The organism is Micromonospora pattaloongensis, from assembly GCF_900107255.1.
Lineage (GTDB): Bacteria > Actinomycetota > Actinomycetes > Mycobacteriales > Micromonosporaceae > Micromonospora_I > Micromonospora_I pattaloongensis.
In genome coordinates, this window is record NZ_FNPH01000006.1 from 127894 (window position 1) to 149073 (window position 21180).

General features: G+C 74.2%; 19 protein-coding genes. 8 read left to right on the forward strand and 11 right to left on the reverse strand.

Annotated features, from left to right (window positions below):
- Positions 1-58 precede the first annotated feature (58 nt).
- Both BLW47_RS17550 and BLW47_RS17555 read left to right on the forward strand, forming a co-directional pair.
- Positions 59-346, forward strand: coding sequence for a hypothetical protein (locus BLW47_RS17550; protein WP_091558534.1), 288 nt, complete (start codon positions 59-61; stop codon positions 344-346).
- On the forward strand, positions 343-777 hold the full coding sequence (locus BLW47_RS17555) for a hypothetical protein (RefSeq protein WP_091558537.1): 435 nt from the start codon (positions 343-345) through the stop codon (positions 775-777). The genes BLW47_RS17550 and BLW47_RS17555 overlap by 4 nt, the downstream gene beginning before the upstream one ends.
- 47 nt (positions 778-824) lie before the next feature.
- On the opposite strand, the gene BLW47_RS17560 is transcribed toward BLW47_RS17555, so the two are convergent.
- The 4 genes from BLW47_RS17560 to BLW47_RS17575 all read right to left on the reverse strand — a co-directional run bounded on the left by BLW47_RS17560 (position 825) and on the right by BLW47_RS17575 (position 5381).
- Complete coding sequence (locus BLW47_RS17560; protein ID WP_091558542.1) at positions 825-1235, reverse strand: nuclear transport factor 2 family protein; 411 nt, start codon at positions 1233-1235, stop codon at positions 825-827.
- 91 nt (positions 1236-1326) lie between these two features.
- Positions 1327-2850, reverse strand: coding sequence for a ricin-type beta-trefoil lectin domain protein (locus BLW47_RS17565; RefSeq protein WP_091558546.1), 1524 nt, complete (start codon positions 2848-2850; stop codon positions 1327-1329).
- 128 nt (positions 2851-2978) lie between these two features.
- Positions 2979-5135 (reverse strand): amylo-alpha-1,6-glucosidase, encoded by a 2157-nt coding sequence (locus BLW47_RS17570; RefSeq protein ID WP_091558550.1) that lies wholly within the window; start codon positions 5133-5135, stop codon positions 2979-2981.
- Positions 5136-5150: 15 nt separating this feature from the next.
- On the reverse strand, positions 5151-5381 hold the full coding sequence (locus tag BLW47_RS17575; RefSeq protein WP_091558554.1) for a hypothetical protein: 231 nt from the start codon (positions 5379-5381) through the stop codon (positions 5151-5153).
- Between the two features lie 294 nt (positions 5382-5675).
- On the opposite strand from BLW47_RS17575, the gene BLW47_RS17580 reads away from it, so the two are divergent.
- Together BLW47_RS17580 and BLW47_RS17585 are read left to right on the forward strand one after the other, a co-directional pair.
- The gene (locus tag BLW47_RS17580; protein WP_091558556.1) at positions 5676-6302 is read left to right on the forward strand and encodes an RNA polymerase sigma factor; all 627 of its coding nucleotides are present in this window, start codon (positions 5676-5678) and stop codon (positions 6300-6302) included.
- Positions 6303-6313: 11 nt separating this feature from the next.
- Positions 6314-7108 carry a hypothetical protein gene (locus BLW47_RS17585; protein WP_175543678.1) on the forward strand — a complete coding sequence of 265 codons (795 nt, stop codon included), beginning with the start codon at positions 6314-6316 and terminating at the stop codon, positions 7106-7108.
- A gap of 6 nt (positions 7109-7114) precedes the next feature.
- Here the strand turns inward: BLW47_RS17585 and BLW47_RS17590 are convergent, their stop codons facing one another.
- Positions 7115-9265: a glycosyltransferase gene (locus BLW47_RS17590; protein WP_091558560.1), complete on the reverse strand. Its 2151-nt coding sequence runs from the start codon at positions 9263-9265 to the stop codon at positions 7115-7117.
- A 2-nt stretch (positions 9266-9267) separates the two neighbouring features.
- Complete coding sequence (locus BLW47_RS17595) at positions 9268-9684, reverse strand: hypothetical protein (protein WP_091558563.1); 417 nt, start codon at positions 9682-9684, stop codon at positions 9268-9270.
- 811 nt (positions 9685-10495) lie between these two features.
- Between BLW47_RS17595 and BLW47_RS17600 the strand changes: the two genes are divergently transcribed.
- Complete coding sequence (locus BLW47_RS17600; RefSeq protein WP_091558565.1) at positions 10496-11974, forward strand: serine/threonine-protein kinase; 1479 nt, start codon at positions 10496-10498, stop codon at positions 11972-11974.
- Positions 11975-12039: 65 nt separating this feature from the next.
- Here the strand turns inward: BLW47_RS17600 and BLW47_RS17605 are convergent, their stop codons facing one another.
- The 3 genes from BLW47_RS17605 to BLW47_RS17615 all read right to left on the reverse strand — a co-directional run bounded on the left by BLW47_RS17605 (position 12040) and on the right by BLW47_RS17615 (position 15684).
- A complete protein-coding gene (locus tag BLW47_RS17605; protein ID WP_091558569.1) occupies positions 12040-13518 on the reverse strand; it encodes a S8 family peptidase in 1479 nt (492 codons plus the stop codon).
- A 232-nt stretch (positions 13519-13750) separates the two neighbouring features.
- On the reverse strand, positions 13751-14401 hold the full coding sequence (locus BLW47_RS17610; protein ID WP_091558831.1) for a response regulator: 651 nt from the start codon (positions 14399-14401) through the stop codon (positions 13751-13753).
- Positions 14402-14427: 26 nt separating this feature from the next.
- Positions 14428-15684, reverse strand: coding sequence for a sensor histidine kinase (locus BLW47_RS17615; protein ID WP_091558573.1), 1257 nt, complete (start codon positions 15682-15684; stop codon positions 14428-14430).
- A 131-nt stretch (positions 15685-15815) separates the two neighbouring features.
- Between BLW47_RS17615 and BLW47_RS17620 the strand changes: the two genes are divergently transcribed.
- From BLW47_RS17620 to BLW47_RS17630, 3 genes are all read left to right on the forward strand, one after another.
- Positions 15816-16715: an ABC transporter ATP-binding protein gene (locus BLW47_RS17620; RefSeq protein ID WP_091558576.1), complete on the forward strand. Its 900-nt coding sequence runs from the start codon at positions 15816-15818 to the stop codon at positions 16713-16715.
- Positions 16712-17488 (forward strand): ABC transporter permease, encoded by a 777-nt coding sequence (locus BLW47_RS17625; RefSeq protein ID WP_091558580.1) that lies wholly within the window; start codon positions 16712-16714, stop codon positions 17486-17488. The genes BLW47_RS17620 and BLW47_RS17625 overlap by 4 nt, the downstream gene beginning before the upstream one ends.
- Positions 17489-17614: 126 nt before the next feature.
- On the forward strand, positions 17615-19144 hold the full coding sequence (locus BLW47_RS17630) for a diguanylate cyclase (RefSeq protein ID WP_139307344.1): 1530 nt from the start codon (positions 17615-17617) through the stop codon (positions 19142-19144).
- 71 nt (positions 19145-19215) lie between these two features.
- Here the strand turns inward: BLW47_RS17630 and BLW47_RS17635 are convergent, their stop codons facing one another.
- Positions 19216-20100 carry an alpha/beta hydrolase family protein gene (locus BLW47_RS17635; RefSeq protein WP_217634878.1) on the reverse strand — a complete coding sequence of 295 codons (885 nt, stop codon included), beginning with the start codon at positions 20098-20100 and terminating at the stop codon, positions 19216-19218.
- Between the two features lie 175 nt (positions 20101-20275).
- Complete coding sequence (locus BLW47_RS17640) at positions 20276-21175, reverse strand: AurF N-oxygenase family protein (RefSeq protein ID WP_175543679.1); 900 nt, start codon at positions 21173-21175, stop codon at positions 20276-20278.
- Positions 21176-21180: the final 5 nt, after the last annotated feature.

Consider the following 21180-nt stretch of genomic DNA (forward strand, 5'->3'; position numbering starts at 1 on the left):
CACGTGGAGTCGATCGGACCCGAGGTTTTCGCCCCCGGCTCACGGGAACCCCGCCGGCATGGCGGAGTCGTACGCGGATCAGGACCTGGCCACCCTGCGCGCCATCGCGCACGGCGCGGGGCTGCCGGGCGCCGACCGGATGGGGCGCGACGAACTCGTGACGGCGTTACGCGATGCCGGGGTCGCCGAACCCGGCGGCCGGCCGATCGACGCCGACCTGTCGGACCCGGGCGATCCCGGACCCGGCGTCTACCACGGGCGGGGCGTCGGGCGGCGGGAGACCGTCGGCGGCGTCGGGGCCCGGGCCGGTGATCCGCGGCCGCGCCGCTCCGGGCCACCGCGGTGAACCCGTCCGCCGCGCTCGGGCGTCGGCTGCTCATCGCCAGTGCCCTGGCCATGACGTTCGGGCAGGGCGCCGCGGACTGGAACCGGAGCCACACCTTCGGGCCGGGGTACGGGCCGCACGCCCGCTGGCACGGGGTGAACGAGGTGGTGAGCGCGGCCCTCGACGGGGGGTTGATGCTCTGGCTGTTGACGCGGACGGGTCCGCGGGAGCGTCGGCTGGCGACCACGGTGGCGGCGTTGCTGCCGGTCGTCCGGTACGGCCCCTCCAACGTGACGCTCGCCGTGCCCGGCGCCTCCCCGTACGCCGAGGGGGCGCGCCGGACCCGGCTGCTCGGGCTGCCCGCCGCGTTGGTCGCCCAGGACACCGTGATCGCGCTGGCCGCCGCCGGTTACTGGCTTCAGCGGCGTTCCGGGGCGCTGAGACGCCGGTGAGCGGAGACGCCGGTGAGCGGAGGCGCCGGTGAGCGGCGGCGTCGCTCTCAGCCGGGGCGGGTGCCGTCGGCGCGCACGATGACCCGGCCGGAGCGGTCGAGCACCGTGTAGTGAATCGTCTGGTAGACGATCAGGCCGTTCTCGATGACGAACGAGTCGGCCCCGTCGTTGACAATCGCCTCGTCGGATTCGACGGTCCACTCGATGAACGCCATCCGCCCTTCGGCGAGCCGGGTCGGATACTGCCACACGCCACTGGGGACCTCCTCGGCGAGCGCCCGTGCCAGCGTCCGCAGCCCGTCGTGGCCGCGGTACACGCCGCGGCCGGTGAGCACGACGCAGTCCGGCGCGCAGTTGCGCGCGATGTCATCGTCGAAGCGCCGCTCGTCGGAGAGGCGCAGGTGGTCGTCGAGGACCTCCCGCGCCGAGCGTTCCCGCAACCGCGAATCGTCGGCCATGCCCCGACGTACCCGCGCGGGGTGCGGCCATGCGGCAACGGGCCGTGGAAGGTCTTCCCGGTGACCTTCCACGGCCCGCCACAGCGAACGCTCAGCCGCGCCGCCACTTCTGGTTGGCGCCGCCGGTGCAGTCCCAGGTGATCAGCCGCGCGCCGTTGGCCGAGCTCCAGTCCTTGACGTCGACGCACTTGTTGGCCTGCGGGTTGACCAGGTCGCCGGCGGCGGTGAGCACGAACTGCTGCGCCGGGTTGCCGCTGCAGTTTGCGAGCTGGATGGTCGCGCCGGGGGCGGTCGAGCCCCAGGCGACGTCCATGCACATCCCGAACGCGCGCACGGTGCCGTCGCCGGGGAACGTCCAGGCCTGCGCGGCGGTGCCGTTGCACTCCCACAGCTGCAGCGCGGCGCCGTCGACGGCGTTGGAGTTGGGCACGTCGATGCACTTGTCGGCGTAGCCGATGATCCGGCTGGTGCTGCCGCCGCCGGTGGTGACCAGCGACAGCCCGTACGCGCCGAGGATCTCGTTGACCGGCTGGAAGAACATCGTCCCGCCGGTGCTGCAGTTGCCGGAGCCGCCGGAGGTGACGCCCTGCGCCTGGTTTCCGGAGATCCAGGCGCCGCCGGAGTCGCCGCCCTCGGCGCAGGCGTTGCTCTGGGTCAGGCCGTAGACCGCGCCCTGCGCGTAGTTGACGGTGACGTTCTTGGCCTGGATCACGCCGCACCGCCAGCCCGTGGTGCGGCCCGACCGGCACACCGAGCTGTTCACGGCGGCCTCCTGCGAGCCGGCGACCGCGACGTTGCCGCCGGAGTAGTTGTTCACCCACGGCTGCGGCGTCCAGTTCGAGTTGACCTGCACCCAGCCGTAGTCGTTGCCGGGGAAGGACGAGCCACGCACGGTGCCCTGGCCGACGCCGTTGTAGCCGGCGGTGCCGCTGCCCACGCCGCCGCAGTGGCCCGCGGTGACGAAGCCGCCGACGACGGAGAACCCGACCGAGCAGAGCGTGTTGCCGTTGATGACGTACTGGTCGCCGCCGCGCACGTCGTACAGCGGTCGCGGGGCCTCGGTCGCGGCGACGGTCCGCACCAGGGCGGCGGCGGCACCGCTGGCCCGGATGAAGGCCGTGGCGTCGGCGGGCCGCTCGGCGGTAACGACGACGCTGTTGGTGGCGACGTCGACGTACCAGGCGTGCACCCGGCGGGTGGCGCTGCCGGCCCCGCGGTCCAGCGCGGACTTGGCCGCGGTCAGCTGCCGCTCGCTGCGCCCGACCACGCGCGGCTCGGCCCCGGCGGCGCGGACGGCGGCGGCACGGGCGGGGTCGGTGATCCCGACGATCAGCGCGCCACCGTCGCCGTCGAGCCAGGCGCCGCCGAACGTGTCGCCGAGCGTCGCCCGCAGCTTCGTCTCGACCGCCGGGGCGGCGGCCTCGGCGGCCAGCCGGGCCCGCGCCTGGTCGGCGGTGAGGTGCAGGTCGCGCTGCAGCGCCGACAGCATCGCGGGGGCGAGGTCCGGCGCCGGGGCGGGGGCGGGAGCGGGGGGCGCGGCCGAGGCGGGGGAAACCGGGCCGGCGGCGAACGCCGCGAGGGTCAGGGCGGCGAGCGCCCTCAGGCTCCGTCTCATGTGGGGGGTTCCTTCCGGATACGGCGTCGAGGGGTGTGAGAGCGCTCTCTGGAAGGATTGTTTCCGGAAAACGAGATGGGTGTCAATACATGTCAGCCCGGGCTCGAGGGCGGTGCGGGCGCCGCCGCTCAGCGGCGCGTGACGGCGGCCCGGCCGGCGAGGAGCGACTGCAGCGTCGGGCGCCGGATCACGGTGATGCGGTCGCCGCGGGTGCGCACCGACGTGCGCCGCCCGCGCCGGCGCCGTACCTCCAGGTCGAAGGTGGCGTCGCCGACGCGGACGCCTTCCAACGCGAGGTCGGGCAGCCAGTCGGGCAGGTGCGGGTCCACGAAGACCGTCCGCAGCGGCGCGGCGGGGCGGAACGTCAGCAGCGCCTGGACGATCGCCACCACCGCGCTGGCGGACCAGGCCTGCGGCGAGCAGGAGTTCGGATAGACGCCGGGATGCGGGTGCGCGTCGCGCGGCAGCCCACTGAGCACCTCCGGCAGCCGGTGCCCCTCGAACAGCGCCGACGCCGCGAACGCGCCCTCGGCGAGCCGGTGCAGCTGCGACCAGCAGCCGTAGCGCGCCAGGCCCAGCGCGATGGTGCCGGCCTCGACCGGCCAGACGCTGCCGCGGTGGTAGCTGAACGGGTTGTACGCCGGGTGATCGGCCGAGAGGGTGCGGATGCCCCAGCCGCTGAACATGTCCGGCGCGAACAGTCGATCGGCGACCATCGGCGCGATCCGCGCCGGAACGATCCCGGTGGCCAACAGGTGCCCGTCGTTCGAGTTCGTCGACCGGACCGGCCGCTTGTCCGGGCCCAGCGCCATCGCGTGACACCGCCGCTCGGGCAACCAGTACGCGCGGTGGAACCGCCGGCGCAACGCGCCGGCGCGCGCGACCAACGCCGCCGCGCGACGCGGCTCCCCGACCGCGGCGAACACCAGCGCGGCGTGTCGCAGCGCCGCGTACCAGTAGCCCTGCAGCTCGCTGGTCGCGATCGGGTCGGCGACCACCCGGCCCCACTCGTCGACGATCGCCGTTGCCGAGTCCTTCCAGCCCTGGTTCTTCAAGCCCGCCGGCGAGCGGGACCGGTATTCCAGGAAACCGTCGCGGTCCGGGTCACCGTGGCACTCGATCCAGTCCAGCACCCGGCGCGCCGCCGGCAGCAGCTCCCGCAGCGTGTCGCGGTCGCCGGTCCAGGCGAAGTACTGCCCGAGGAAGCTCAGGAAGTCCGGTCCGGTGGCCCAGTCGCCGTAATAGGCGGTGAACGGGTCGAGTCCGAGCGCCGACACCGGGCCGTGCCGCGCCTCGTGCAGCGGCTTGCCGGGCTGCTCGTCGCGCCAGTCGTCGACGCGCCGCCCGATGTGGGCGGCGTTGAGCCGCAGGCTGTCCCGCAGCATGGTGGGCCCGGCGAGCAGCGCCTGCCACGACGCGGTCATCGTGTCCCGGCCGAAGATCTCCTGATAGATCGGCAGGCCCGCCATCGGCGCCGCCGGCCCGGGCGGCTCACCCAGCGGCAGCACCGTGAGGTCGTCGATCGCGGACTGCCAGGCGCCGGCCACGGTTACGTTGGTGCTGCGCAGCCGGGCGAACTCCCCGGCCAGCACGGCGCGGGCCCGCGCCGCCGGATCGCCGGGCTGGGCGAACTCCGGCGACGGCGCGCCGAGGCGCTCCCCGTCGAAGACCGGCTCGACCAGGAAATCGACGCGGGCGTCACCGCGGGCCGGCACCACGAGGTCGACCGTGACGGTGCGGTCGGCGTACCCGACCGGGTGCACGGTGCGGACCTCGATCGCCACCGCGACGTCCAGGCGCTCGTGCCGGTACGTCACGCGCAACTCCCGGCGCTCCGGATGCCAGCGCGTGTCGACCGGGGCGCACTGCCGTCGATCGCGGTTCTCCGCCTCGTTGATGTCCGCGAAGTCGGCGTCGAGCAGCACGCCCAACCGCATGGTCAGCGGCGCGTCGGCGTAGCTGACGACGGTCAGCCGGGTCCACAGCCCCTCGCCGAGGAACCGTTCCGTCAGCAGGTACGCCGCCCGCGACGGCAGCGTCTCCCCGTCACCGAGCGCGGCGTAGCACAGCTGGGCGTGGCCGTGCACGTTCGCCGCGCTGAACGCCAGCGGCTCCCGGCCGTCGACGGTGACGATCTCCTCGCTCAGCACCCGCGTGTTGCGGGCGAAGAAGCCGTACGGGTCGGCGTCGGTGATCCGGCCCCGCACGTCGGTGATCAGCGTGCTCCACCCGCTCGCGATGTAGAGCTGATCCGGGCGGACGCGCAGGTTGCGGACGGGGCTCATCGACCCGGGCCGCGGTTACTGTTCGTCGTCGGTCCTCGCGGTCTCGCCGGCGGCGCTGCCCTTGCTGGCGTCGCTGATGCCGCTCACCAGCGGTCCACCCGGACCGGTGCCCGGCTGGCCGGCGCCCGCGGTCGCCCGGCCGCCGCGATCGCGCTCGTAGACCTTGTGCTCGTCCTGGCGGCCGGGCGTCACGTTCATCCCGCCCTCGGCCGTCGACGGAACCCGGTCACGCTTCTTGCTGCCCATGCTCGCCTCCCGATCGTGGGGTTCGCACTCCGGCCGGCTGCGTTCCCCGCCGTCCGGCGGGCAAACCCGCCGCTCCCGCGGCGACGGGCCTGCCGTTAGCATTGCGCACCGCAGCGCAGGTGCGGGGTCGCCGACGCAGGTCAGGTTCGTGCAGCGTCGGCGCGGGATCGGCGTGCCGCCCCTCGAAGAAACGCCGGCCCGGGAGGACGATGACGTGGCAGCAGGGTTGTTCGGTCCGCCGGGCCGGTCGACGGCGCATCGCGGGGACCATCGACCGGACCCGTCCTGCCGATCATGACCGCTGACCTGTCCGAGTCGGTGCGGGCGGCACAGGCCGGTGACGAGGGGGCGTTCCGGGTCCTCTACCGGGCGGTGCAGCCGGGGCTGCTGCGCTATCTGACCGCGCTGGTCGACGCCGACGCCGAGGACGTGGCGTCGGAGACATGGCTGCAGGTGGCGCGGGACCTCCACACGTTCGACGGTCGCTCCGGTTTTCGGGCCTGGGTGGTGACGATCGCCCGGAACCGCGCGCTCGACCACCTCCGGTACCGGCGTCGCCGTCCGAGCTTGTCCGTGCCGGTGGACGCGCTCGACCACCTCGCCGGGGGCGAGGACACGGCCCAGCGGGCCCACGAGGCGCTCGGCACCGACAACGCGATCGCGCTGATCGCCACGCTGCCGCGCACCGAGGCCGAGGCGGTGCTGCTGCGCGCCGTCGTCGGCCTCGATGCCGACAGCGCCGCCCGGGTGCTGGGCAAGCGCCCCGGCGCGGTCCGCACCGCCGCGCACCGCGGACTGCGGCGGCTGGCGCAGATGTTGGAGCGGCGTGAGGCCCCCGGCGCGCCGGAGCCGGAGCGGACCGCCGCGTCGGCGACTGCCAGGACCGTGCCGCCACCCCGGACGCCCGGGACAGGACGGTGAGGGGAATGAGGATGTGGAGCAGTCGACGTGGGCGCCCCGACCGTGGCGCGGCCGAGCAGCTGCTCGACGCGGCCGCGGGCGGCGACACCGGGGGCGGTGACACCGGGGGCGGTGACACCGGGGGCGGTGACACCGGGGGCGGTGACACCGGGGGCGGTGACCCGGTCGCGAGCCTGCTCGCCGCCGCCGCCGCGCCGCGACGGCCCGGCGAGTTGGCCGGCGAGGACGCCGCCGTCGCCGCGTTCCGGGCCGCCGCGCAGGGTGGCGTGCGACCGTCGCCCACCCCGCGGCGCCGCCGCCGGCGTTCCACGGTCCGCGCCGCAGCGTGGGCCGCCGCGCTCGCGGCCACCGCGACCGCCGGCGCGGCGCTCGCGGCCACCGTCCAGCTGACCGACGACGGCCCGCAACCGCGGACCTCCACCGCCGTCCCGACCGCACCGCCGCGCTCGCCGGACCCGTCGCCGTCGCTCGCCGCGCCGACGGCATCGCCCGCGCCGACGCCGTCCGCGGCACCGTCGTCCGTCCGCGTCCCCGGCCCGGCCACCACCGGGCTGTGCCGGGCGTACCTGGCGAAGAAGGGCGCGGAGCGGGGGAAGTCGCTGGAGACCCCGGCCTTCCGGGCGCTGGTCGCCGCGGCCGGCGGGCGGGACCGCGTCGACGCGTACTGCGCCCGGGTGGTGGCCGGGCCGGCGACGCCGGACAAGCCCCGGCACACGCCGGCACGCCCGCCGACGCGCACCCCGGCGCACGGCGCCGACGACGCCCCGGCGCACGGCCGCGCGAAGACGCCCGGACCGAAGAACTGACCGCGCTCAGGACGCGGGCCGCACCCCGGCGTCGACGAGGACGGCCGCCTCGCCCGTCCGCGTCACCCGCTGCCACCGCAGCCGGTTGCCGACGAGCGCGGTGACCACCGACTGCACGACGACCAGGTACATCACCTGACGGTAGAGGACCTGCTGGAACGGCAGACTCCACAGCGGGCCGAAGCGTTCCCGGTCCAGACGGAGGGCGTACGCGGCGGTCAGCGCCTGCAGCGCCAGCAGCCCGAACCAGGCCAGCGCGAGCTGCGACCACGGCAGGAAGAGCAGGCCGTAGAGCGCGAACACGTCGACGGCCGGCGCGGTCAGGGGCAGCACGACCTGAAAGATCATCAGGTACGGCAGGCCGCGACGGCCCAGCCGCCCGCCCGGACCGCGTTCGGCGAGCGCGCCGCGGTGCTTCCACATCGCCTGCATCGTCCCGTAGCACCAGCGGTAGCGCTGCCGCCACAGCTGCCGCAGCGACGAGGGGGCCTCGGTCCAGGCGACCGCGCTCTCCTCGTAGATCACCTTCCATCCCGACCGCAGCACGCTCATCGTCAGGTCGGTGTCCTCGGCGAGGGTGTCGGTCGGGACGCCGGCGACGTCGACGAGCACCTCCCGACGGAACGCGCCGATCGCCCCCGGGATCGTGGGCATGCAGCCGAGCACGTCGTACATGCGGCGGTCGAGGTTGAAGCCGATCACGTACTCGAGGTGCTGCCAGCGGCCGAGCAGCCGGCGCCGGTTGGCGACCTTGGTGTTTCCGGAGATCGCGCCGACCGCCGGGTCGGCGAATCCCTGCACGAGCCGGTGGACGGTGTCGGGCTGGAACACGGTGTCCCCGTCGACGAGCACCAGCAGGTCCGCGCGGGCGTGCCGGATGCCGGTGTTGAGCGCGGCGGGTTTGCCGGCGTTCGCCTGGCGGATCACCCGCACCCGCGGCAGCCCCAGGGACTCCACGATGTCGGCGATGCCGTCGGTGGAGCCGTCGTCCACGACGATCACCTCCAACGCCGGGTAATGGCTGCCGACCAGCGAACGCACGGTCGCGGCGATGTTGGCGGCCTCGTTGTACGCGGGCACGATCACCGTCACCGAATCGAGGATCTCCACCGGTCGCTGCCACCTGCGCCGGACCCGGCGCAGGTGGATCCGCGCGCAGACCAGCTGCACGGCGAGGCGGAGCAGGCCAAGGACGAGCGCGACCCCGAGCAGCACGGCCATCGCGGCGCTCACCCAGCCGGCGGCCGTCTGCGCGTACCGCAGCGCCGTGCCGCGCAGTTCCGCCGCCCCGCCCGCCGGCAGGTCCGAGCGCGCCGCGCCCAGCCCCGCCGACACCGTCGTGAACCGGTAGCCCTGCTTGCTCAGCGTCGGCAGCAGCCGATCGAGCGCGGCCAGCGTCTGCGACCGGTCGCCGCCGCCGTCGTGCATCAGCACGACCGCGCCGCCGCCGCGCTCCGGCGTCGCCGAGGCCACGATGCGGTCCACGCCCGGGCGCTGCCAGTCGCGCGTGTCGAGATCGGCGAGCACCGCGAAGTGCCCGGTCTCGGCGGCGTCCCGCAGCGCGCCCATGCCGGCCGCGTCCAGCGCCGCCGGGGTGGACGAGAACGGCGGCCGGAACGACGTGACGTGGCGGCCGGTGGCGCCGGCGATCGCGTTGCGGGTCAACGCGAGCTCCACGTCGCGCCGCCAGTCCGGCAACGCCGCGATGTCGGCGTGGGTGAACGTGTGGGATCCGAGCTCGTGTCCTTCGGCGAGAATCCGGCGCACCAGTTCCGGGTGCGCGTGCACCCGGGACCCGACCACGAAGAAGGTGGCGTGCGCGCCGTGCCGGCGCAGCACGTCGAGGACACGGGGCGTCCACACCGGGTCCGGGCCGTCGTCGAAGGTGAGCGCGATCGTGCGCCCCGGCATGTTCCTACTGGCCGGCGCCGCGCCGTCGAAGCGGAGCACCGGCCCGCCCGCGGCGCCGCTCTCCGACGCCGCCGGGGCGTCCGTTGCCGGGCGCGCCGCCGGGCCGCCCGTTGCCGGGCGTCCCGTGCCGCCGCTGACGCCGGAGACGTAACCGTGGAAGGAGAGCGCGGCGAAGAGCGCCAGGATCCCGAGCAGGAGCAGCAGCCAGTGGGCGCGCGGATCGGGGCGCGCGATGTGGCGGCCCACCGTCAGTTCGGCTTCCCGGGCGACTTGCTGGGCTTGGCGCGCTGCGTCGGTGTTCTGCGGCGCTCGTCGCCGAGGCCCCGATTTCCGGCCGCCTTCGCGGACGGCCTCGCGACCGGCGCGCTCGGACGCACGGTCGGCGTCGTGACGGCGGAGGGCACGGTCGCGGGGGCCGGGGCGCGAACCGCCGTGGGGGAGGGCCGCACCTCCCGCTTCGCCTCCGCCCGGTTCTGCTGCGGCCGCGGGCCGGCCTCCGGCCACCCCGGCAGCGGCAACGGCCCGCCGGTGACCAGGCCGGAGAGGAGCAGGCCGAGCCAGGCGACCAGGCCCGCCGCGATCCCGGTGCCGCCGAACACGGCGAGCCGGCGGCGGCGTCCGGTCCGGTCGACGAAGACCGGCTGCCCGGGATTGTCGTCCCCCACGCCACGACGTCGCCCACGCAGGTCGATGAGGACCGCCCGCCTTGCCCGATGGGTGCGCCTCACCCGCTCTGTGTCCCGCGTCCCCAGCATCGCGCCTTTTCTCTCCTGGCGGTCGTTTTCGATCCGGTGGTGATATTCGTCCTGTGGTCGCCCACAAAATGTGCTACATATCCGAATGGGCGTCCCGCCAGCGACGAGTGGTGAATGTGTCGGCGGCGCGAGCGCTGACCCAAGGTAGGAGATGAGCCTGGCTTCATCAAGACGACGGGCGCGCGGAAAAAGAGATGTATCTCCACCGGCGGGGGCAGGGTGTCCGTGTAACGGAACGGGCCGACGAAGCGCTGCGAAGTGCGGACCCCGCCGAAAGCCGAATAGCAGCGAATTTGTTTATCACAGACGGTCGTGCAATTAAATATGATCGGACCTGCGGATGATGTAACGATCTGACCTTTGCCGGCGCTGTACGTGATGGGGAGGGCTGGGCGACGTACGCGCGGATCGCGTCGCGGGCCCGCGATGGGAGGAGCGACGTGACAGCGACTGGTGGCTGGAACCGGCCCGCATCCGGGCGGTACCGCCGGGAAGCCAACCGCAAGGGGTGGCCCCTCGTGTCGAACCGGTCGAACCGCCCCGGGCTGGCGGACTGGGCCGCCAGGGACGCGCAGTCGGGCCCCCGGTGGGGGGATGCCGAGGAGCAGCGGCCGATGAACTGCCCGTACCACTCCCGCGACACCGGCCCGGCCGGGCGAGCGTGATCCCACCCGGCCACCCCCGCTGAAGCGCTGCTCAGACGCGTCAGGACACTGTTCGGATGTCTTCGTTCACTCCGGGTCTACGCCTACATGATCGGTTCACCCTCGTCGAGTTGCTCGGCACGGGTGGGATGTCGCAGGTGTGGCGGGCCGTGGACGAGGTGCTGGGGCGGACGGTGGCCGTCAAGGTGCTCGGGTCGACCCTGGCGGCCGATCCCGTGCTGCGCCAGGCCACCTGGCGCGAGGCGCGCGCGGCGGCGCGGCTGGCACACCCCCACGTGATCCAGGTGTACGACTACGGCGAGGCCGCGATCGGCGGCGACCCGCCCGTTCCGTACCTCGTGATGGAGCTCATCGAGGGCCGGACCCTCGCCGACCGGCTGGCCGACGGCCCCCTGCCGTGGTCCGAGGTGTTGACGATCGGCGCGCAGGTGGCGGCGGCGCTGGCCGCCGCGCACCGGCTCGGCGTGGTGCACCGTGACATCAAGCCGAGCAACGTGATGCTGACCCCGGGCGGGGCGAAGGTGCTGGACTTCGGCATCGCCGCGCTGGCCGGCCACCGGTCGGACGACGGCGGGTTCCGGGTCGGCACGCCGGCGTACATGGCGCCGGAGCAACTCGGATCGGCCCCGCCGCAACCCGCCGGCGACGTCTACGCGCTGGGCGTGCTGCTCTACCGCGCCCTGACCGGGCGGGTGCCGTTCGCGGCGACCAGCTGGGAGGAGGCGCAGGCGTTCCACCGCGGCGGCCACCCGGTGCCGCCGCCGCACCTGCCGGGGCTGCCGGCAGCCGCGACGCAGCTGGTGATGGCGGCGATGGCGCCCAACCCCGCGCATCGGCCGTCGGCCGAGGAACTGGCCGCGCGGCTCGCCGCGGCGGTGGGGCTGCCCGATCCGACGACCGCGCTGCGCGAGCGCACCACGGTGCTGCCGTTGCCGCCGCCGCCCGACGCGTCGGCGCGCGGCGCGGCGCGTCCGCCGTCCCCACCGACCATGGTCCAACCGCTCGACGCGGCGTTCCACGCCGGGCCGGCCCCGGCGCCCGGGCGGGCCCGTCGGCTGCCGGTGGTGGCCGGCGTGCTGGTCGCGGCGGCACTCGCGGTCGCCGTCGGCGCCGTGGCGCTGCGCCCCGACGAACCGGCCCGGGTGCCGGCCGCCGCGGCGCCGCCGGCGACGAGCTCCGCGCCCGCGCCGACGTCACCCACGGCGCCGACCACCGCCCCGACGCGGCCGGTCCCCACGGACCGGGCCGGGATCCTCGCCGAGTTGCACCGCACCCTCGACGACGCCGTCGAGACCCGTGCGATGAGCGGCGACGTCGCGGACGAGCTGCGCGACAAGGTCGACAAACTGCGTGACACCGCTGGTCGGGGCAAGGGCAACCCGCGCAAGCGCGCCGAGGAGTGGCAGAAGAAGACCGACGACCTCCGAAAGGCCGTGACCGAGCTACGAGATGACGACGACGTCGATGCCGCCACCGCGACCCGCCTGTTCGCGCTGCTGCGTGCCCTGTCGGCGGCGCAGCCGGCTGCCGAGTAGCGCCGCGGGCGCACACGAAAGGGGGGCTCGCAGGCGCGAGCCCCCCTTTCACGACCGTGGGTCGGTCACTTCACGGCGTTGTACGCGTTGACCTCGCCTGCGCCGTAGAAGCCGTTGCGCTGCCCGCCGGAGCAGGTGGCCTCGTAGCCGGTCAGCGCGGGCACCGGGTTGTAGACACCCGCCGGGCACGGCAGCGCCTCGGCGGTGCGCTCCAGCAGCGACGCGAGCTGGCCCGGCTGCAGGCCCGGGTGGGCCGACAGGGCGAGCGCGGCGACACCGGCGGCGTGCGGGCCCGCCATCGACGTGCCCTGCTTGTAGCCCCAGCCGTTGGTCTTCGTCGTCGTGTTGAACGTGGTCGACAGGATGCCGTCCGACGACGTCGAGCGGGTGCCCCCGGTGCGGAAACGGGTGTCGCCACCCGGGGCGGCGACGTCGACGACGCCCTGGCCGTACGAGGAGTAGTAGCTCTTCTGCCGCGTCGGGCCCGTCGCGGAGACGGTCACCACGCCGGGCGCCTCGGCCGGCAGGTCCAGGCAGGCGCTGTTGATGTTGCGCTGCTCGACGGGGTAGCTGCCGTCGTTCGGGCTGCCCTCGTCGACCGTCTTGTGCTGCAGGTCAACGTTGGAGTTGCCCGCCGAGGCGACGTTGAGCACGCCCTTGTTCTGCGAGTAGCGGATCGCCCGCTGCACGGCCTGCCACACCGGGCGCTGCCGCGCGTCGTTACGGCAGTTGAACTCCCACGGGTCGATGTAGTAGCTGTTGTTGGTGATCTGCATGCCGTGCTCGGCGGCCCAGATGAACCCGCAGACCGCCGCCTCCGGGTAGATGAAGCCGTCGTTGTTGACGACCTTCACCGCGGCGACCTTCACGCCGGGGGCCACGCCGGTCACGCCGACACCGTTGATCGCGGCCGCGATGGTGCCGGCCACGTGGGTGCCGTGGTCGGACGTGGTCGGGTTCCACGCCGCCTCGGCGGTGTCGACCACGCCGCCGAGGCAGGACGCGCTCTTGTCCTTCGCGATCTGCGTCGCCAGGTCGGGGTGGCTGCTGGAGATGCCGCTGTCCAGTACGCCGACGACGACATCGGAACTGCCGGTGGTGACCGCGTGCGCCTGGGGCAGGTCGATCTGCCGCATGTCCCACTGCTGGCCCCACAGCGGCTCGCCGGCGGGGTCGCCGGCGACGGCCTGCGCGGTGGCGGCCGCGACCTCGACGGTCTCGCCCTCCTCGAGCGCGGTGCCGAGCCCGGCGGTCGACGCGACGGCCTCCACCCCGGCGCCGGCGGCGTCAGTGGCGAAGTTGGGGTTGCTGGAGCGGGCCACGAGGACGCCGATCTGCCGGTAGTCGGCGACGACGCGACCGTTGGCCGCGGCGATCCGGGCGGCGGCCTTGGCGCTCGATCCGCCCTGCGGCGCGAGGACGAGGAACGTCGTGTCCGGACCCGCGGCCGACGCCGCGGGGGCCGACACGGTGCCGGCCGCCAGCCCGGCGCCGAGCGCCATGGCGGACGCCGCGGCCAGTGTCTTGCGACGACTGAATCTCACGAAGTACTCCGATCAGATGATGGGGCCCTGGACCGGGGCGGACGTCGACGGGAGGTCGCCCGCCCCGGTCCAGGACGTGGGAGGACGTGCAACCGGTCCCACCACCTCAGCGCCGCGGCGCGCGGATGCGTTACATCCCGTGTACGGACTGTCGTGACGACGGCGGGAGCGGCAACTGGAAGGTGCGACCCGGGATCCAGGCCGCCCCCTGGCGGTCCCCGACCGTTCGGGGTCAGACCAGGCCGGCGTCGTGCACGAGCAGCGCGACCTGCACCCGGTTATTCAGGTCGAGCTTGGTGAGCAGCCGCGACACGTACGCCTTGACCGTGGCCACGCTCATGAAAAGCTCCGCGGCGATCTCCGCGTTCGACCGGCCCTGTCCGAGCGCCAACGCCACCTCGCGCTCGCGAGTGCTGAGCCCGTCGAGCAGCCGCAGCGCCCGCTCCCGCCGGCCCTGCCCTGGAGCGGTCGGACCGGGGCCGGTCACGTGCGCGATCAACCGACGCGTCACCGCCGGCGACAGGGTGGCCTCGCCGGCGGCGACCCGCCGCACCGCGTGCACGATCTCCGCCGGGGGAGTGTCCTTGAGCAGGAACCCACCGGCTCCGGCGCGCAGCGCGCGCAGCACGTGCTCGTCGGCGTCGAAGGTGGTCAGCACCAGCACCTCGGGCGGGTGCGGGGTCGCGCGCAGCGCCTCGGTCGCGGCCAGCCCGTCCATCCGCGGCATCCGGATGTCCATCAGCACCACGTCCGGCGAGTGCGCCCGCACCGCCGCCGCGACCTCGGCGCCGTCGGCCACCTCGGCGACCACCCGCAGGTCCGCTGCCCCGCCGAGCATCATCGCCAGCCCGGCCCGGACCAGCGGGTCGTCGTCGACGATCATGACTCGGACCGGGGCGGTCTCCGTGCTCACGCCGACCACGGCAGCCACGCGCCCAGCCGGTAGTCGCCGGACTCGGTCCGCCCGTGCTCCAACCGGCCGCCGGCCAGCGTCGTCCGTTCGGCGAGTCCGATGAGCCCGGTCCCGGCCCCGGGGATCTCCGGCGGCGGGCCGACCGGGCGTCGGTTGCGCACCTCGATGGCCAGCCCGGCCCCCGGCGCGCCCTCCACGGTGACCGTCACCGCCGCGCCCGGCGCGTGCTTCCGCGCGTTCGTCAGTCCCTCCTGGACGATCCGGTACGTGCTGCGCCCGATCGCGGCCGGCGTCGCCGCCGGATCGGCGACCCGGTTCCGGACGGTGACCCGCATCCCGGCCTGCCGCGACTCCTCCACCAGCGCCGGCAGGTCGGCCAGGGTCGGCTGCGGGCGCTCCGGCGTGGTGCCGGCGGGGCTCCGCTCCGCCGCCGCGCCGGTGTCCGCACGCAGGACCCCGATCACCTCGCGCAGGTCCTGCAGCGCCTGGTGCGCGCTGGACCGCATCACACCCGCGGCGCGCACGATCTCGTGCGGCGGGGCGTCCGGACGGAACTCCAACGCGCCGGCGTGCAGGCTCAGCAGCGAGATCCGGTGCGCGAGAACGTCGTGCATCTCGCGGGCGATCCGGGTGCGCTCCAGGTGCCGAGCCTGTTCGACCCGGAGTTGTTGTTCGGCCTCGGCCCGGTGCGCCCGCTCGCGCAGCGACACGACCAGCTGCCGGCGGGCCCGCACGAACATGCCCCAGGCGAGCGCCGACAGGCAGAGCACCGCCCCCCAGGCGGTCACGACCCAGTACGGCAGTTCGGGGTCCGGTCGGACGTAGCTGAAGGCGAAGTTGGTGAGGAGACCGCCGGCCGTCACCGCCAGCGCGACCGCCGTCCGGCGGTGCACCACCACGGTGAAGTAGATGATCAGCAGCGGGACGGCTCCCGCCATCGAAAAGATGGTCAGCGGCAGGGTCGCCACGGCCAGCCCGAGCGGCCACCGGCGCCGTACCCAGAGCAGGGCGCAGCAGACGAGCCCGATCACGGCGTCCACCGGCACCATCCAGGGCTGCGGCAGCGGGGCGGCGAACTTCGGATCGGGGGAGAGCGCGTCGCCCGTCGCCAGCAGCACCCAGCCGAGGCCGAGCAGGAAACAGAGGCTGTCCACCACCCAGTCGCGGGTGGTGCGCCGGGTCGCGCCGACCGCCCCGGTCAGCGATCCGGGCAGTAGCCCGGGATGGTCCGGTGCGGCGGCGGCGCTGGTCACGTCCTCATGCTACGCAGCGTGACCGGGTGCGGGACAGCGACCAAAGTCGACAGCTGACATAGACCATCGTCCCGCACGTCTCGACCGCCGGCCGCCGCGCGGGCCCGGCGGCCGCGCGCACGCTGAACCGCATGATTGCCGTCGAGCACTTGAGCAAGCGGTACGGCCGGCACGCCGCGGTCGAGGACGTCTCATTCGTCTGCGAGCCGGGCACGGTCACCGGGTTCCTCGGCCCGAACGGGGCCGGCAAGTCCACCACCATGCGGATGATCTGCGGACTCACCCCGCCGTCGTCCGGCGGCGCCACGGTCTGCGGCGTCGGCTACCGCCACCTGCCCAACCCGGGGCGGCAGGTCGGCGTGTTGCTCGACGCCGCGGCGCAGCACGCCGGCCGCACCGGGCGCGAGGCGTTGACGCTGTCGGCGCAGCTCATCGGGGTCGACCGGCGTGCGGTCGAGGAGAAGCTCGACCTGGTCGGCCTGAACGCGGTGGCCGCCAAGCGGCGGGTCCGGGCGTACTCGCTGGGCATGCGCCAGCGGCTCGGCCTGGCGCAGGCGCTGCTGGGCGACCCGCGGGTGCTGATCCTCGACGAGCCGGCCAACGGACTGGACCCGGAGGGCATCTACTGGATGCGCGGCCTGCTGCGCGAGTTCGCCGACCGGGGCGGGACCGTGCTGCTCTCCTCCCACCTGCTGCGCGAGGTCGAGGCCGTCGCCGACCAGCTGGTGGTGATCGGCCGTGGCCGGGTCGTGGCCCGGGGCAGCAAGAGGGAGCTGCTCGCCGGGGCCGGCACGCTGGTGCGGGCCCGCGATCCGCAGACGCTGGCCGGCGCGCTGCGCCGCGCCGGCCTGGCCGTCACCGCGGCGACCGACGGCGCCCTGACCGTGCCGGCGGATGCGGGGGCGGTGGGGCAGGTGGCGGCGGACGCCGGCGTCGCGCTGCTGGAGCTGCGACCCGCCGGCGGCGGTGGTCTCGAGCAGATGTTCCTGACCCTGACCGCCGGCGACTCGGTGAAGGAGGCGGTCCGATGACCACGACGACCACTGCCCGGGCGGGCGCGCCGCGGATGGCCCCGCCCTCGCTGGTCCGGCTGACCGGGGTCGAGCTGCGCAAGCTGGCCGACACCCGCGCCGGATACTGGTTGCTGATCACCATCGGCCTGCTGGCCGCCGCCATCGCCACCGTGCAGCTCGTCGTGCCCGACGCCCGGGCACGCAGCTTCGCGGACTTCTTCTCCGCGTCGCTGCTCCCGGTCGGCGTTCTGCTGCCGGTGCTCGGCATCCTGTCGGTCACCAGCGAGTGGTCGCAGCGCACCACGTTGACGACCTTCGCCCTGGTGCCCCGGCGGCACCGCGTGGTGCTCGCGAAGCTGGCCGCCGGCACGGTCGCCGGGGTGGCATCCGTCGGGATCAGCCTGGCGGTCGCCGCGGCCGGGACGGTGATCGGCAACGTCGCCGGTGGTGACGTCAGCTGGTCGTTCGAGGCGGCCGCGATCGGGCACGCCGCGGTGCTGCAGGCGACCGGCGTCCTGACCGGCCTGGCGTTCGGCATGCTGCTCCTGCACACCCCGCTCGCCGTCGTCCTGTACTTCCTCCTGCCGACCGTGTGGGGCCTGCTCGGCGACATGATTCCGGCGCTGCGCGCCCCGGCGCAGTGGCTGGACACCGGCGTCACGCTGATGCCGTTGGCGACCCCGGACGTGACCGCCGGGCAGTGGGCCCGGGTCGCCGTGTCGCTGGCGGTGTGGATGCTGGCGCCGCTGCTCGCCGGCGTGGTCCGGGTCGTGCGCGCCGAGGTGTGCTGAGACGGCGTCCTTCCACCCCTCCGGGCCGGACGCGTCCACGTCGGCCGACCCGACCCGGGGGGGGTGTGACGGAGCCGCCAAGGTCAACTTCTTCGGTCCCGCCCCGGTGCGCCGATGTTCCCCGGTATGAGCGATGACCAGACGGTCGGGCGGAGGGCTCTCATCGGGCTGTTGCGCGCGGCGGGTGGCACGGTTGCGGAGCAGATCACGCGTGCGCTGGAGCTACTGCTCGAGGAGCTTCGGATGGAGATCGCCTTCGTCGGCGAGTTCCGCGACGGGCAGCGGGTGGTGACGCACAGCGTGAGCGCGCCCGGGGCCCCCGTGCTCCCGGTCGGCACCGCGCACCCGCTGGAGCAGACCCTGTGCCACCTCATCTTCTCCGGCGACCTGCCGGCCCTGGTGCCGGACGCCGCCGTCGATCCGCTGCTGGCCGCCCATCCCGTCGCCTCCGCGTACGGCGTCGGCGCCCACGCCGGCGTGCCGCTCTCGGCGCCGTACGTGACCGGCACCCTGTGCTGCCTCTCCCGGCGGCCCGGCGCCACGCTGAACGAACGGGACGAGGCGACGCTGCGGGCCGTCGCGGACTACGTCAGCGAGCTGCTCGCCCGCTCCACCGTGCCCGCGCCGCCCGGCACGCCGGTCGACCTGACCCGACTCGCGGGCGTGGTCGCGGACGGCGACGACCTGGAGGGCCTGACCCGGCCGCTGCTGGAGCTGATCCGGCAGGTCACCCACCTCGACACCGCCTTTCTGTCGATCGTCGACTGGGAGGCGGAGGAGCAGCGCGTCCTCTACTCGCTGAACGCCGGCGAGATGAACATTCCGGAGGGAATCAGCGCCCCCTGGTCCGACACGCTCTGCCGGCGCGCCTTCGAGCAGGGCAGGCCGATCACGACCAACGTTCCGGAGGTCTGGGGCGAGTCACAGGTGGCGCGCGCCCTCGGCATCGTGACGTACCTGACCGTGCCGGTGCACGACGCGCACGGCGCGGTGGTGGGGACTCTGTGCGGCGCGAGCAACACCTCGCAGGAGGTGGATCACCGCCACGTGGCCTCGCTGGAGATGTTCGCCCGGCTGGTCTCCGGTCAGCTGGCGCGGGAGGCGGCGAGGGCATCCGAGCGGGCCCGGATGGCGGCGCTCGAGGAACGGATGAGCAAACTGCGTGAGCTCGCCGAGCGTGACCCGCTGACCGGTCTGCTCAACCGCGCCGGCATCCAGGGCTGGCTGGCCACCGCGCTGCTCGAGCTGCGCCCGGACGTCGAGCAGCTCGGCGTGGCCTTCGTCGACCTCAATGACTTCAAGCCCGTGAATGACACGCGCGGACACGCCGTCGGCGACGAGGTGCTGCGGCGGCTCGCCTCGTCGCTGAGCGCCACCGGGCGCCCCGGGGACCTGTACGGCCGACTGGCCGGTGACGAGTTCATCGTGGCCACGATGCTGCCGCCCACCGCGGCGGCGCTGGCCGCGTGGACCGGCCGCCTGCGGCGCGCCGCCGTGGCGCAGGTCGGCGACGTCCGGGTCACCGCCAGCGTCGGCGCCGTCGGCATCACCGATCCCGAACTGACGACCACCGAGGTGCTGCACCGGGCCGACGAGGCGATGTACCGCGCCAAGGCGGCCGCCCGCGACAACGCCGCGACGGCCGGCACGGCCTGACGACACCGGCGCCGACGTCCGGGCGGGGCCGGGCGCGCGACCTGCGGCACGCCGACCCCGCCCGGGCCCGGTCAGACCGGACAGGTGCTGCGGAACTGCGAAATCGAAGCGCCGCCGAAGTCGCAGGCGAACGGGGCGAACCGGGTGTCGTCGTCGAGGAACCGCTTGAACCACGACACCGCGGCCCTGGAGACGATCGGGTTGGCGCTGTTGGGGAAGTTGTGCCCGGCGCCCGCCAGCTCGACGTACGCCTTTTCTCCGGAGGCCACGCCGGTGTACATCGGGATCGCGTGGGACGACACCGGCGCGATCCCGTCGTTCTGGCCCCCCAGGATCATGACCGGGTTCGTCACCCTCGGCCACGAGGTGGTGGTGTGCCACGGGGCCAGCGGCACGCCGGCGCGCACGGAGGGGCGCTGGTCCATGGCCGACAGCGTTCCGCCACCGCCCATCGAGTGCCCGGACACTCCCTGCCGGGTGGCGTCGACGCGGTCCCGCACCGCGGCCGGGGCGGAGGAGCTGGCCCAGTCCAGCGCGCGCAGCAACTGGGTACCCCGGCTGTTCGGCTGGTCGAAGAGCGAGTTCGTCTCGATGCCGACGACCACGAATCCCCACGAGGCCAGCCGCCGCCCGAGCCACGCGAACGATGACCAGCGTTCGGTGTAGCCGGGCGAGATGGCGACGACCGGGAACCGTTCGGTGGCGTTCGGGTAGTAGACGACGCCGCCACCGAACCCGCTGGCGCCGGTGATGGTCGCGGAGACGACGCCGTAGCTGCCGTCGCCGGTGATGTTCGCCGCGGTCGGGGCGAGGCCGCGCTCGGTGGCCGACGCGGGCGGCGCGGCCACTCCGAGCGTGGTCAGGGCCATGGCCGCGGCCACCGCGATCGCGGTCAGCCGGTGCAGCCCCCGGGGGCGGCGATGGGACGGTCGGGGAATGGTCTCGTGTCGCTGCATCTGATGTGCTCCCTGATGGCCGGGAGGGAGCCGCACCGGTGGCGCGATGACCCGCTACCGCTGCGACGCCGCAGGTTGGTAGCGGTCAGCATCAGATGTCGGACCGGTGTCGCGAATCGGTGAATTCGCCAGTCCCGCAGCGGTGTCACCGACCGGGGTGACGCGCGGTGGGCCGTCAGATCAGGCCGGCGCGCGACCACAGCGCGCGGCCCGGACCGGCGATCAGACCCAGGTCGGAGAGGTAGCCGGAGACCCGCTGCGCGGACCACCGCAGGGTCGCCCGGAAGTGCGGGTTCGCCCGGGCGGCGGCGCGTCCGACGCGCGGCGGGATGCCGACCGCGGCGTAGACCCGAGGGTGGACCAGACGGTTGGCGATCGAGTACGCGGCGCGGCCGATGGTGACCCGCGCGTACGCCATGGTCAGCGGGCCGGCGGCCTCGACCTGGCGGACCAGCTCCTCGCGGGCGAAGCGGACGTGCCGGGCCTCCTCGACGACGTGGATGCGGGAGACCATCCTGATCAGCGGCTGCAGCGACTCGTCGGCCATGATCTCGCGTTGCAGCGCGTCGAGGATCTCCTCGGCGATCAGGATCGCGGCGTACATGTGCGGGCCGGTGGCGGTCGTTTTGAGGTAGCGGCCGAGCAGGTGGTCGAAGGTGCTCGCGGTGTAGACCGGGCAGTCCAGCGCCTCGATCAGCCGGCCGAACATGATGGAGTGCCGGCACTCGTCGGCGACCTCGGTCAACATGTACTGCGCGTGCCGGCTCGTGGGGTCGGCGTCGTAGTAGTGCCGGATCAGCATCTGCATGAGGATGGTCTCGAACCAGAGGCCGGCGCTGGCGGCGCTGACGACCTCGTGCTTGGTCAGCTCGATGCGCTGTGCCTCGGTGAGCTGGTGCCACAGCTCGGTGCCGTAGAGGCTGCTGCGGTGCGGGGCGAGCCAGTACGCGTCCGGGCGGTGCGGCGCGTCCCAGTCAATCTCCACAGTGGGGTCGTAGTTGGTGCGTACCGACGCGGTGAGCAGCCGGTCGGCGACGCTCTCGCGGGTGGACGGGGTGCCGGACAGCGCCTCCATGACCG